General features: G+C 52.8%; 9 protein-coding genes and 2 pseudogenes. 7 read left to right on the top strand and 4 right to left on the bottom strand.

Annotated features, from left to right (window positions below):
• Nucleotides 1–242: 242 nt before the first annotated feature.
• Entirely contained in the window at nt 243–755 is a 513-nt protein-coding gene (locus tag C1J03_RS09945; protein WP_216825910.1) for a GNAT family N-acetyltransferase, read from the bottom strand.
• Nucleotides 756–1018: 263 nt separating this feature from the next.
• On the opposite strand from C1J03_RS09945, the gene C1J03_RS09950 reads away from it, so the two are divergent.
• Nucleotides 1019–1381 (top strand): integrase arm-type DNA-binding domain-containing protein, encoded by a 363-nt coding sequence (locus C1J03_RS09950; protein ID WP_368073927.1) that lies wholly within the window; start codon nt 1019–1021, stop codon nt 1379–1381.
• A gap of 369 nt (nt 1382–1750) precedes the next feature.
• Nucleotides 1751–3457, top strand: a complete 1707-nt coding sequence (locus tag C1J03_RS09955) for a CHASE domain-containing protein (protein ID WP_254694266.1) — start codon at nt 1751–1753, stop codon at nt 3455–3457.
• Between the two features lie 40 nt (nt 3458–3497).
• Here C1J03_RS09955 and C1J03_RS09960 read toward each other — a convergent pair whose 3' ends face one another.
• Entirely contained in the window at nt 3498–4658 is a 1161-nt protein-coding gene (locus C1J03_RS09960) for an IS30 family transposase (protein ID WP_114883801.1), read from the bottom strand.
• Nucleotides 4659–4836: 178 nt separating this feature from the next.
• Here C1J03_RS09960 and C1J03_RS09965 point away from each other — a divergent pair, with 178 nt between their 5' ends.
• Nucleotides 4837–5544 (top strand): IS6 family transposase, encoded by a 708-nt coding sequence (locus C1J03_RS09965; protein ID WP_114886112.1) that lies wholly within the window; start codon nt 4837–4839, stop codon nt 5542–5544.
• 55 nt (nt 5545–5599) lie between these two features.
• Here the strand turns inward: C1J03_RS09965 and C1J03_RS09970 are convergent, their stop codons facing one another.
• On the bottom strand, nt 5600–6274 hold the full coding sequence (locus C1J03_RS09970) for a Crp/Fnr family transcriptional regulator (RefSeq protein ID WP_114888947.1): 675 nt from the start codon (nt 6272–6274) through the stop codon (nt 5600–5602).
• Between the two features lie 289 nt (nt 6275–6563).
• Here C1J03_RS09970 and C1J03_RS26190 point away from each other — a divergent pair.
• Nucleotides 6564–7177 (top strand): annotated as a pseudogene (locus C1J03_RS26190) (DDE-type integrase/transposase/recombinase).
• A 152-nt stretch (nt 7178–7329) separates the two neighbouring features.
• On the opposite strand, the pseudogene C1J03_RS09980 reads toward C1J03_RS26190, so the two are convergent.
• A pseudogene (locus C1J03_RS09980) lies at nt 7330–8309 on the bottom strand (IS481 family transposase).
• A gap of 211 nt (nt 8310–8520) precedes the next feature.
• Between C1J03_RS09980 and C1J03_RS09985 the strand changes: the two are divergent.
• From C1J03_RS09985 to C1J03_RS09995, 3 genes are read left to right on the top strand one after another with little or no spacing between them, the layout of a single operon-like run.
• Complete coding sequence (locus tag C1J03_RS09985; protein ID WP_162798492.1) at nt 8521–9894, top strand: TolC family protein; 1374 nt, start codon at nt 8521–8523, stop codon at nt 9892–9894.
• Nucleotides 9891–12077 (top strand): type I secretion system permease/ATPase, encoded by a 2187-nt coding sequence (locus tag C1J03_RS09990; protein WP_114886117.1) that lies wholly within the window; start codon nt 9891–9893, stop codon nt 12075–12077. Before C1J03_RS09985 ends, C1J03_RS09990 begins: the two co-directional genes overlap by 4 nt.
• Nucleotides 12078–12081: 4 nt before the next feature.
• On the top strand, nt 12082–13404 hold the full coding sequence (locus C1J03_RS09995; RefSeq protein WP_114886119.1) for an HlyD family type I secretion periplasmic adaptor subunit: 1323 nt from the start codon (nt 12082–12084) through the stop codon (nt 13402–13404).
• The last annotated feature ends 1 nt before the right edge of the window (nt 13405 follow it).

A 13405-nucleotide genomic window follows, 5' to 3' on the forward strand; every position in this document is an offset into this window, starting at 1 on the left:
GGGCCCAAAGCGGTGGCTGGATTGGCTCGAACTAACGGCAGTTTTGTCCCGCATAGCGATCCCTCGAGGTTTTGAATTGCTGCACTGTGCATGAATGTCCGGTTTAGTTAAGCTGGGTCGCGGCGACGGACTAGACCACGAAGGTCTGCTAAGGGCCGTTCATGACCATGAACGAAGAGGGAAGCGGCCCGATTAGCTAGTTGCCACAGGCCCAGTATTGCGCAGTAGTTAAGTAGTCGCCATCACACCAATCGCGCGACATCGTGAACCATATGCAGGTGAAGTCCGATCCCATGTTCGTCGTCCAACAACGGAACGCGCGTCTCTACCTCAATACGAAATCCGAGATGCCGGTAGAAGCCAACGGCTTCATTATCAGCGGCCACATCAAGACAAATCTGTGCGCACCCTTTTGCACGGGCCTGCTCCTTTGCCGCTTTGAACAGCTGACCGGCAATCCCTGCACCCTGTGCATTTGGGCTCACAGCAAACTCGAGGACATAATAGGACCCACATCGCGGAACCGGAAACAGCCGATCCATCCAGTGCAGAGCAGCCTCCATATGGGTAGCCTCTTGGCCTCCCAGTGCAGTCGGTTGATTGGCAACCGAATAGTCAAAGTTTGCAATGTACTCGTCCTCTGCGTGACCGATCAGCAGCCCTACGATGTTACCATCTTTCGAGGCGGTAAACGCTTGTTTGTGTGAAAATAACCCTTTTTCGCCCGACCATTCACTGTCAATGAGCTTATGCAATGTCGACATTCTGCCGAACATGTATCCATTCAACTGCGGGTCGGTGCTCTAGAGAAGGTCCGCCAGTTCCTGCGGTGAAACACCTTTGGGTGCGGCCTCTATCACGACGGTCATGTTCAATACTCCTGATTGAGTGGGTCAGGTTCTAGCGCAGTGCCCGCTGCACTTACCCCGATGCTTGGGTCCTTCCTAGGTCCTTACCACACGCGGGTAATTCACACCGCGTGATGCCAGTTTGTTTCAAGGATAGCTTGTGTTGAGATTTGGGTTGTTGTTATTCATTTGGCTGCGGCCAGCGTCGTGCCATAAAGCTGGGCACTTTTCCGAGCATGACGGGGTCGGATGCGCGCTCAAAAAGTCTTGAGCTTAAGGCATCGGCCTCTGCAGGCCGCGATCCTGTAGCTGAGTTGGAAGATAGGCAGATCGAAGTGGCCATCAACCGCGAGTTGGTTGGGGCCAAGGGCAGGCGCTTCTTCAAAGCCGTTGACGAGTATCTGCGCCTTCATCAGGTGGGCAGGGTATGGGCAGGTGAATTTACCCAATTGCGGCACCATGCACATGTTGGCAAGAAGGGCGGATTGCGGACCTTCGCTGCGCCATGCGTGGAGGTCCGCAATGCGGAGTAAAGCGGCCTAATGTGAGTGCAGCAAAAATCACTATCGTATTACGGTCAGGTTGGAAACTGCCTCGAGGGGGTTTAGCGCGACTTTTGGGAAACAGTCAGGCTCCAGGGGAAAACGGACCGTAGCCCAAAACTTGCAGCTGAAACCGGTTTGATGAATCCACAATGTGACCCGCCTTCGACCTGGCGGTGTGAACACTACAAAAAGTACCGTGATTGTGCTATGGTCCAGCAGAAAATGAGTATCTACTGCTACGAAAACGTGCAGTTTGACGATTAATCAATGCGACATCGCTGGAATTTTTCAATGACCCGAGCAACGCTAAAGGGGGCTTTCCAATCGCCGATTCTGAAAGAATGGCTTCCGGTTGCAATGGTCGCCACTGCGGGCGCATGCCTTTCAATAATTCTCTTCCTTTACAGCTACAACGCCGAACAAAACCGTTTGTTGACAAAATTTGAAATTACCGCGCAACAACCGGTCTTAGCGGTCAACAAACTGATTGAGACCGATCTGTCGGCGGTCCAGTCTATAGTCGCGTTTTATGAAAGCTCTGAGCATGTGACCCGACAAGAATTCAAAAGATTCGCTTCATCCATTTTGTCCTGGCACAACGGAATTCAAGCATTGGAATGGTTGCCAAATGTATTGGCCAACGAACGTTACTCATTTGAGCAAGATGCGGAGCTGGATGGTCTGTCTGAGTTTCGGATAACCGAGCTCGCTGACGATGGAAGATTGGTGCCTGCAAGTTGGCGTCCCGAGTACTATCCCGTTTACTATGTGGAGCCCATTTCGGGCAACAAAGGGGCCTTCGGCTTTGATGTGATGTCAGAGCCAACGAGGCGCGCCGCCTTGTTCCACAGTCGGAAATCAGGCAAAATGACCATATCTGATCCCATTGATTTGGTGCAAAAATCCAAGGGCGAATTCGGGGTATTGGTTATGGCTCCTGTTTTCAGGCAGGGTCGGGCGTTCGAAAAGATGACCCAGCAAGACAAACAGTTAAGTGGTTTCGTTTTGGCGGTGCTGCAAATCCCCGATTTGATTACCGCAGCTACAAGCCGTTGGTTGGAGACACCCGAATTTGGCGACGTTTTTGTCTTTGCGAATTTGGGGAACAAAGGTCAAAAACTTGTTTTCATACGGCAAGTTACCGAAAATACCTTGCCAGACTCTGCTGGGGCAATCTCCGGGCCGTTCGCTTCATACCAGATTGAGGTCGCGAACCTTAGCTGGCAGATTGTAGTCAAGCCGCCAGCAAAATGGCCAACGACGGGTGATCTTTGGTTGCCATGGTCACTTCTATTCTGTTCGCTTGGCTTAACTGCGATCGCGTCCATGGTCTATCGGATGCGTCAGTGCGGTGTCATGCAGTTGAGGCGGCTCGCCGCGTCCCTGCAAGATAAGAACAAGCATCTCGAAGAAGTTTCAAAGTTGCTGGCAAGGTATCTGCCTCGACAATTATGGGAATTTGTTTTGAAGGGTAAAGGCGACCGGTTAATTGGGGCGAAACGTAAAAGACTAACGATATTTTTTGGGGATATCATTGGGTTCACACACCTGTCCCATCAATTGCAACCAGACGACTTAAGTTTTATCCTCAACGACTTTTTTTCTGAGATGTCAGCCGTTGGATTGCGCCACGGTGCGACGCTTGACAAATATGTGGGCGATGCAGTTGTCATGTTCTTTGGCGATCCAACAAGCGATGGCGTGCGTCATGACGCGGTGACATGCGTCAATATGGCAATCGAGATGCAGCATCGAATGATCAAGCTGCGGAAAAAATGGCAAGAGCTAGGGTATTTGGAACCAATCCATATGAGAATTGGAATTCATTCTGGCACTTGTGATGTCGGCAATTTCGGCTGCAACGAACGCATGTCATACACTATTGTCGGGTCACAGGTAAATATTGCCGCCCGTATCGAGAAATTAGGTCTCCCGGACAGGGTGACCATAACAGACGATACTTTCAAGTTGGTGCACCAACGATTTCAATGTGCCCCACTTGACGAAGTTCAATTGAAAGGTGTCGGGCGCGAAGTTCAACTTTACTCAGTTATTGCGGGGTGAGTGAGCTGTTTCTTGTCAATGACCGGTATGGGTGGCGACCTCAACCGGTCGATGCAACACACTCAGCGAACTTCTCTGCTGGGGTTTGATATTGCAAGGTCTTGCGAGGACGTTCGTTAAGTTGCCTTGCAATTGCGCTGAGCTTTGCCTGAGAATGAACGGATAAGTCGGTTCCTCTTGGCAAATACTGCCTCAAAAGCCGGTTGGTGTTCTCGTTTGATCCACGTTGCCAAGGTGACTGCGGGTCGCAGAAGTAGACATCGACATCCGTGGCCAGTGTGAAGCGCGGATGATCTGCTAGCTCTTTGCCACGATCCCACGTCAAGGATTTGTAAAGTTCTCGCGGCAGCTTCTGAGCCGACTTGATCAGCGCAGTGACGACGCTTTCAGTGTCCTTGTTCGCGACTTTCACCAACATCACGTATCGTGAATGCCGCTCGACCAGGGTCGCGATATAGCTGTTCTTCGATCCGCCAATCAGGTCGCCTTCCCAGTGACCCGGAACAGCGCGATCCTCGACGGATGCAGGCCTTTCGCTGATGGACACAGCATCTTTAATCTGGCCATTACCGTTGCGCTTTAGGCTGGCATGCTGGGAACGCCTGACTGTGCGTTTTGCGCGCAAGTGCGCCAGCAGCTCCTTTTTGAGAACGCCACGTGCCTGTATATAAAGGCTTCGATAGATAGTCTCGTGTGACACCTGTTTGTGCGCCTCCTCCGGGAACGCCCGTTTGAGCCAACCCGCAACCTGCTCGGGAGACCACTTGCGCCGTAGCTTTGCTGATACTGCGCGGGCCAATGTCGGGTGACAAGCCAGCTTGCATATCTTTGGACGCAGAGCCCGGTTCCAAGCAGCCTGATCTGAACTAGACGCACGATAGCCGACTGATCCGCCATTGCGCCGCACCTCCCGGCTGATCGTTGAGGGCGCACGTCGCAACTGGCGTGCAATCGCACGCAAGGATTGCTTGGTACTCAGCCCGCGGGATATCTCTTCGCGCTCAGAGAGGCTCAATGCAGAACTGCCACGCCTGCGATCCGGCGGCCGTATCCCGCCCGTAGGTGAGATGACCGAAAATACCGACGACGATTGGCGATCAAAGACCCGCCCAATCGAACTCATCGACTCCCCACGTTGCCATCGATCCCAGATCTCGGCACGCTGCTCAGCTGAATAGTAAATCCTGCGACGATACTTCATTCAAAACACTCCATCTCTTTCTAAAGATTAAAGTGTTGCGTCGACCAGTTGAGGCCACCGTCTTTTTAATGAAAAGCTCTTACTCGATTCAATAAACACTCGCTGACCTAGTCTCCATAACGGCACTGTCAGAAGAAAACTGGTTGAGGCGGGCAGGGTAGGCACCTAGCGTCGCCGGATGATAAAACGGTCCCCTTTTCGTTACTTTAAGACCTCCCCCGAAATCATCCGCCTGGCGGTTATGATGTCTGTGCGTTTTCCACTTTCGCTCCGGAATGTCGAAGATTTGCTGCACGAACGCGGCATCGAGATCAGCCATGAGACGGTGCGTTTCTGGTGGAACCGTTTCGGCCCATTGTTTGCTGCAGAGATCCGAAAGAAACGGATTCACCAACTTCGTGCTCATTCGAACTGGCAGTGGCATCTGGACGAGGTGTTCGTGAGGATCAACGGAGAAACCCACTATCTTTGGCGCGCCGTTGACCACGTGGGCGAAGTGCTTGAAAGCTATGTCACCAAGCGCCGGGATCGTAAGGCCGCGTTGAAATTCCTCAGAAAAACAATGAAGCGCTTTGGCCCACCGCATGTCATCGTAACCGATCTACTGCGGTCATACGGTGCCGCGATGAAGGTTATCGGCAATGCTGACAAACAGGAAACGGGACGCTGGAAAAACAATCTCGCCGAGAATTCACACTTGCCATTTCGACGAAGAGAGCGGGCTATGCTGCGCTTCAGGCGAACGCGAACATTGCAGAAATTCGTCTCCGTCAACTCCTCGATCCACAATCATTTCAACCAGGAACGCCACCTTTACTCACGCGCCAATTTCAAGCTGAACCGAACCGCCGCTCTCACCGAGTGGCGTCAACTCGGTGCTGCATAAAGGGCAGCCTCATTGTCCCTTGCAGTGACTGGTTCGCATTCGTCTGACAGCACCATTATATCTGATCCGGCTCAGCAAGCACTTTGAGTGCCGAGCGATCCAGCACCATGAGCCCCCCCCTAGACGCTTCAATCAAACCAATGCGGTTCCACGCGGCAAGCGTTTTTGAGACAGCTTCGCGTGTTGCACCTACAAACTCCGCCAGTTCGGCCTGTGACAAATTGAGCTTTGATAGACCCTTCGAGCGTTCAGGGGTTAGGTACAACACCTTGCGCGCCAATCGGGTCGGCATAGGTAAGAAAACTTGCTCATGAAGCTGCCGGCCCATCCACCTCATGCGCTGACCGGCCAAATGGATCAAATCAACAGCCAATTCCGGTTTCTTCCGGACCTGTTCAAGCACGTCCAAATTTTTAACGCGCAACACATTTGAAGGTTCAATCGCCGTTGCAGTGGCGGTGCGGTCTCCGGGATCAAACAATGCAATCTCTCCAAATAACGCGCCAGGTCGCATGACGGCCAGCCCCAGCTTTCGTCCATTTCGTTCCAACACACTGATTTCGATTGATCCTGCTGTGACTGCAAATAGAGCACCGCCTTTGTCGCCCTGCTCAAACAGGGTCTCACCTGCCTGCATTGAGATTTTGGTAGCTTGTGCTTTGAGCATTGTCCGCAACTCTGTCGAGGCCCCGAAAAGAAATCCAGTCTCTGGTAAATCTGTCTGTTCCATGTCGTTTCCCCCGCCACGTTGTATCATAGTCTCGTCGATATATCCTAAAAAGAGTGTTTTGTCCTGCAGGGTGCCCGGTTTTCTGCCCCGATCAAGCCTCTTGGGGGGGAGACGCGCGAACTGAGTGTGCCTTCTGGCTTTGGCGGAGGGGTTGATCGGGTTGTTGGTCTGACCGACTTCTACTTGGACGGACGGCGTTGCCAGAGGATTTGGCTTGAGGCGGGCAGGGTGGCTTTGCCGAACAGTAAAAACCATCCCATTTCGGTACTTCCGAACGAGGCCGAAGATCATGCGTTTGGCTGTGATGTTGTAGGTTCGGTTTCCAATTTCCCTGCGAAATGTTGAAGACCTGCTTCACGAACACGGTATAGATATCTGCCACGCGTTAGTGCGTTTCTGACGGAACCGCATTTGGTCTGTTGTATGCCGCTGAGATCCGCTGGAACCGCGTCCAGAATCTCCGCGCCTGCTCCAACTGGGGGGGTATTTGGATGAGGCCTTCGTGAAGGTCTACCGAGAGTCGCGCTGCCTTTGGTGGGCTGTTGGTCACTAAGGAGAAGTCTTGGAATGCTATGTGGCCAAGCGCTGGGACCGTAAAACGACATTGAAATTATTAGAAAAATAGAGGAAGTAATATATCCAGCCCGAAATTATCATTTCGAACAAGTTGAGATCATATGGCATGGCGATGAAAGTCTTTAGGGGCGTTGGCTGGCAGGAAACTAGTAGCTCGCTCAACAGCCGTGGCGGGAACTCTCACCCACCGTTTCAATGACCAGAACGTGTCATCCTCCGAGTTAGGCAATTGCGATCGCTGCAGGAATTCGTCGCCGGTTGTTTGCCTATAATCATTCAAACAGGAAATGGCTGCTCTACAGCGGAGATCATTTCAAACTAAATTGAAGAACTGCTCTCTCCGAGTGGCCCCGGATTTATTCTGGGTAGGTTCACGATCTCGGCGGTAAGCTCAGACTGGTTCGAATTGGTATGACAGCGCTCTTTTTAGATACTGGAGTACATCTCTAACTGTCACATCCCGGACGGTAGTATGGCTGTTACTTGAACAACTCCGGTTTGAGTTTGTGCCAGTCCTTCATCGCTTGCAAGGGCGTCTTGCTGCCTAGGGCTGACTGAGGAAGTTGCTGGTTATAGAGCCAGACATATCGATGCAGGGTGGCTTCTAGTTCCTCCCCAGATTGGAAGTGGTGGCTTTGCAAGACGTCCTCAATCCGGCCGTTAAATCGCTCGACCATGCCGTTGGTTTGCGGCGACATCGGTGGCGTCAGGCGGTGGTCGATTTCCAGTTCGACACAAAGCTTGTCGAACTCATGTTTCCCTGTTTGGGCGCGTTTGCGCAGACCAAAAAGGCGGTCGGTGAATTCTTTTCCATTGTCCGTGAGTATGGTTCGGATGCGTATCGGGCAGGCTCGCTCCAAATCCCGCAGAAAGCGGCGCACATTGGCCGCTGTCTTACTGTTGTAAACGCGGATGAAGACCCAACGGGTGGCCCGGTCAATCGCGACAAACAGGTAGCGGCGGGACGTTTGATCCGCCATTCACTGCCCGTCAGGGTATCGCGCAGCGATGTCCCGAGAGGGTGAGGCAGGTACTTCACATCGATGTGGATGTACCCTGGTTCATAAGCTTTGAAGCCAATGTGCTTGGGACGGGCCGCCTTTCCCTTGAGATCACGCAGGTTGCCCACGCCGTGCCGCCGCAGGCACCGATCCAGTCCGGAGCGCGAGACATCCGGGTTCAGGAACTCCCGCACCACCGCGAGCAAGTCATCCAGTGAGACAAGCAGCGTCTTGCGCAGCGCAACTGCGACAGCCTCCTGCGCCGGCGTCAGCGTCGTTTGCAGTCGATGAGCGGTATGGCTGCGGTCATGTACACTGTCGCGCTTGCGCCATTTCCACACTGTCTGTTCGGTTGTACCGTGCCGTTCAGCCAGAACCCATGCGGGTTCGTCGCTCGCTTGAATTTCCGCCCTTATCTTAGGTGTTGTCGTAGCCTGACTGTGAAGATTGATCAGCATTGGGCGTCCTCCCGGGCTTCCTCAAAAACCGATCTTGCAATGAAAAACGCAGAACGGCGAGGGTCTATGTGATCATCCGGGATGGAACATCTAACACTACAGTTTACATCACCTAAACGGATATGAAAGATTTTTGCAAAAACATCTTGCGTCGGTTAATATATCGCTAGCAGGCTTATAATTTAAGATTCTATCTTTGATGGGACGCAAATTGAAAAGACTCAATGAAATTCTTTTTTTCTTCATTCTGGGGGTCGTTAGCATATCCGCTGCTAGCGCCGAAACGATTAAAGAAGCAGTGCAGTTTGCCTTGACGACAAACCCCGCATTGAAAGTCACCGAGGCTGAGATGCGGGCGAGTACATTCGAATTGATTGAATTGCGCAGAGAGTACTTGCCGACGGTTAGGGTTTTTGGTGAGGCGGGTTTGCAACGGGTGAATGACCCAGAGAACTTGTCGCGTGCAGCAAACAATCGTGTGGATGATCGGGCGGAGATCGGAATTAATGCCAGCATCGTCATGTTTGATGGCTTCAGGCGCGCAAATCTAGTTTACGCCGACGCCGCACGGGTCGACGGGAATGTATTTCGCTTGCTTGATGCATCCGAAATAATGGCGCTCAACGTGGCTGAGGCCTACATTGATGTGGTCCGCCACAGGGCACTGATCCAAGTTGCAAAGCGCAACATAGCGTCACATCAGGCACTTGGTCGACGAATCCGAGATTTGGTGGCAGCTGGGCGTTTGCCGTACAGCGATGAATTGACGATTGACGACCGGATCAGTTTTGCAGAACTCGCATTGCTGGATGTCGAAAAAGCGTTGGGCGATGCCTCTGCGCGATATGAGCGCATCGTTGGGCGTAAACCCGATAAAAATATGCGGCTGCAATCGGGACCAGTCCCCAAGTCACTTGATATTCTAACGCAAAAATCCGTCGCGAACAGCTACCGTATCAAATTCATCCAGACAGAGATTGATCAAAGCCAGTTTCGCGCCGAAGTGGGACTTTCCGATAACATGCCCACAGTCACCTTGGATGCAGGGGTTTCCCAAGACATCAACCGCAATGGCGTGTCTGGCCGTCGCACCGACCAGTATGTTGGAGTCGGACTGCGATGGACACTATATCAGGGAGGCCGCAAGGCAGAGCGAAATGCTTTTGCGCAACGCACGCAAAAGGCGTTATCGGAGCGCGCGCTGGCAGTGCGTGAGGTAGTGGAGTTGGCGGCGCTGACATGGAACAACTATCAGTCAACGGCGGAACGTAACTTCATGTTGGGCCAGCAATTGCAGATCAACCGCCTGATCGTCAACCTTTACAACGAAGAATTTGCCGCCGCCAAACGGACATTGCTGGATTTGTTGGAAGTTCAGAGAGCTCGATTCAATGTGGAGTTTCAGAAAACAAGTTCAGATGCTGGAGTCGCATTTGGTACGTATCGCGTGTTGGCAGCAGGAAGTGAATTGGCCCAGTACTTTGGGATCAAAAACAGCGACATCGCGTTTGCACCGAACTTTCAGGAGCGCGTAAAGAACGCGCCGACACAAATTTTTAATGTGAATATCGAGCCGATGAAATGAGTGGCCCTGTCGACACCGCCGATATGGCTGTGTCGACCGATGGTACTTCGGAAAACGAGACCCCGGGCTTTGCTGCCATTGAATGGTATGCACGCTATTTCAACCGCCCCTACTCTGCCGCCGCGGTGGCCGCGCGACTTCCAGCAGGGGCAGACCTGCGCGATCCCCTGATGTTGACCCGCGCACTTGCGGCAATCGGGCTCAAGTCGCAGTTGGTCAAGCGCGCACCACGAACAATTGATCAGATAGCGCTACCCTACATTCTACTGCGTTCCAACCAGACGCCGCTGGTGCTGACTGCTATCACCCACAACGGGAAGAACGCTAGTGTGGCCGATCCCGAAAAGGGTGGAAAAGCCCGGGACGTAACGATGCGCGCATTGCAACGTGAAATCCGGCGTGAAGTTTTGCTGGTAACGCAGGCAGATGACCGGACGAGCCGGATGTTGTCGCCTGATGCCAATGCAGCGGCTGCACAGAAGGGACATTGGTTCTGGGCACCGGTTCGCGCGAACTGGGGTAACTGGATACAGGTGTTGGTGGCTGCACTTCTGCTCAACCTTCTGACGCTGGCGTTGCCGCTATTTGTCATGAATGTTTACGATAAAGTTATTCCAAACCTCGCCTTTGTGACGCTATGGACGCTGGCAGTTGGGGTTGGCATTGCGTTGATACTTGATCTGCTGTTGCGCACAGTCCGCTCCAATATCCTCGAAAATATCGGGCGACGCGTAGACCTCAAAGTTGCTGCGCGGCTTTTTGAGCAAGCCATGAATGTGCGCTTACTGTCGCGACCTGGTGGGGCTGCGGGAATTGCCAGCACAATCCGCGATTTCGAGATGGTGCGCGAGTTCTTTGCTTCAGCTACATTCGTTTCAGTCATTGACCTGTTGTTTATTGGCATTTTCGTGGCAGTGCTTTTTGCAATTGTGGGGCCAATTGCATTTGTTCCGCTGACGGCGGTCCCTGTCGTCTTCGTACTAGCGCTGATCGCGCAAATCCCCATCGGGCGTTCTGCGGCGCGGGCGCAACAGATGGCAACCAAGCGCCATGTGGTATTGGTTGAATCGCTTGCGAGTATCGAAACTATCAAGAGCCTGAACGCCGAACCCTTTATGCAGCAAGAATGGGAAGCAGCTGTTACTGCGTCATCACATATCAACGGACGTACAAAGTTCTGGTCCAGCGTTGCTACTAACGGAACCGTATTAGTGCAACAGGCCGTAAGTGTTTGTATTATCATTTGGGGCGTTTTCCTTGTCTCTAGAGGCGAGATCACTATTGGTGGATTGATAGCTGCAAATATTTTGGCGGGGCGCGTGCTTGCACCGCTTGGAACCATCGCGCAGACTATTTTCCGTGCACAATATGCCTTTAAATCGCTGGCAGCTCTTAATCGTTTCATGGCGCTGCCGGTTGAGCGAGACACTGCTATCACGCGGACAAGTAACGTGGTGCGTGGATCAATCTCGCTGCAGGATGTTTGTCTCACATATCCAGAAGCAAAACGCCCCGCTTTGAGCGGCCTCAGCTTTGAAATGGCACCTGGTGAAGTTGTAGCTCTGTTGGGCAAGGTGGGCTCGGGGAAGACCACAACAGGCAAAGTCATTTCTGGCCTCCTTGAACATGACAGTGGCACTATTTTGATTGATGGCATTGCGCAGTCACAATACGAAGCAGCAGATCTGAGGCGAGGCATAGGGTATCTCCCACAGAACCCTGATCTTTTTACCGGGACTCTGCGTGAAAATCTCTTGATTGGAGAAGCTAATGCAAGCGACGAAGCTCTGACACGGGCTCTTTATTTTGCTGCATTGGACGACTTTTTGACACAGACGCCTGAAGGTTTAGATATGTTCATCGGGGAGCAAGGCAACCGACTTTCTGGTGGGCAGCGACAGGGGCTTGCGCTTGCGCGGCTTTTGCTTCGGGGCCCACGCTTGCTGTTTCTTGACGAACCCACCAATGCGATGGATCAACAGATGGAAGCGGCAGTAATTACTAGGCTGCGTGTACTCAACCAAGAAGGTACCGGGCTGATAATTTGCACGCACCGCCAAAGCTTAGCCGCGATGGCGTCGCGGCTTCTCGTTATGGATCAGGGCCGGATGGTTCTTGATGGCCCCCGCGCTGAAGTATTACACAAACTGCGCGCCGCAAGTGCAACAAGGGCGGCGGAATAAACATATGTTCGGAAACCGGATCGAGGATGAGTTTGCCAACAACATCAGTGCCGCCCCAACGGCGTTGCATGACCGCAGTTCCTGGACTTTGTTGTTGGCTGTGGCGCTCGGTATCGCGGCGTTCCTCTTTTGGGCGGCAACCTATCAGATCGAGGAAACAGCACGCGCAGTGGGGCGAGTTATCCCCTCACAGCAAGTCCAGATTGTTCAAAGCCTTGAAGGTGGAATCGTGCGTGCGCTGATGGTGCGCGAAGGTGACATAGTAGAGGCAGGCGATGTCCTGATGCAGATTGACGACATTCGCTTTACCTCGGAACGGGGGGAACTTTTGGAGCAGTCCTCCGCGATCGCAGCAGAAACGACGCGGCTCAGAGCAGAAGCAGAGTTTGAGCCCAAGCTGACGTTTCCCGAAGAGCTTGTTGCACGCAACCCTCAGGCAACTGCAGTCGAACAAGAGGTGTTCCTTTCACGCCGCGAGCAATTGGTACGTGAATTAGAAATCTTAGAGGCAAGGTTAATTCAAAAGCGCAGTGCTCTTGAGGAGTCGCGGGCGCAGCGGGATAGAACTCGGGCAGTGCTCGCACCGTTAAGCGAAGAGATAGAGCTGACGGGAGGTATGGTCGATCGAGGTGTTGTTCCAAAGATTGAACTCTTGCGCTTGCAATCACGTTTTGCTGAATTATCGGGAGACATTTCTGTGAGCCTTGCAGCTGAACCGCGGGCAAAAGCGGCGATCGGGGAAGTTCAGGGCCAAATCAAAGCGGCGCGCTCTGGTTATGTGCTTGCGGCACGACTTCGGCTGGCAAAATTACAGCTGGAACTCGCGGTTGTGCAAGAAACGCTTCGTGCTGCCAATGATCGTGTCAAACGCGCCGAACTTCGCGCGCCAGTACTTGGGACGATTAACACGATTCACATGACGACGCTTGGCGCAGTGGTTCAACCAGGTGCTGCGCTGTTTGACATTGTGCCAATCGACGACAGCCTGCTGATTGAAGCGGATTTGGGGCCGCGTGACATCGCCTTTGTTCGAATGGGTGAGCGCGCTTCAGTCAAGATTTCCGCCTATGACTATCTGATCTACGGCGCGATGGAGGGGGAAGTGGTACGGATTGGCGCTGACACCATTAAACACCAAGACGGAACAGAATTCTTTCGGGTCGTGATCCAGACAGATAAGTCCTATCTGGGTACAAGTGAAAACCAGTTGCCGATCACCGCTGGCATGATTGCATCTGTTGACATTCAAACCGGGCAGAAAACAGTGCTGTCTTATCTTGCCAAACCAATTCTGCGGGCGAAATCGGAAGCGCTGCGCGAGCGCTAGA

It is taken from the genome of Sulfitobacter sp. SK012 (assembly GCF_003352085.1).
Taxonomy (GTDB): Bacteria; Pseudomonadota; Alphaproteobacteria; order Rhodobacterales; family Rhodobacteraceae; genus Sulfitobacter.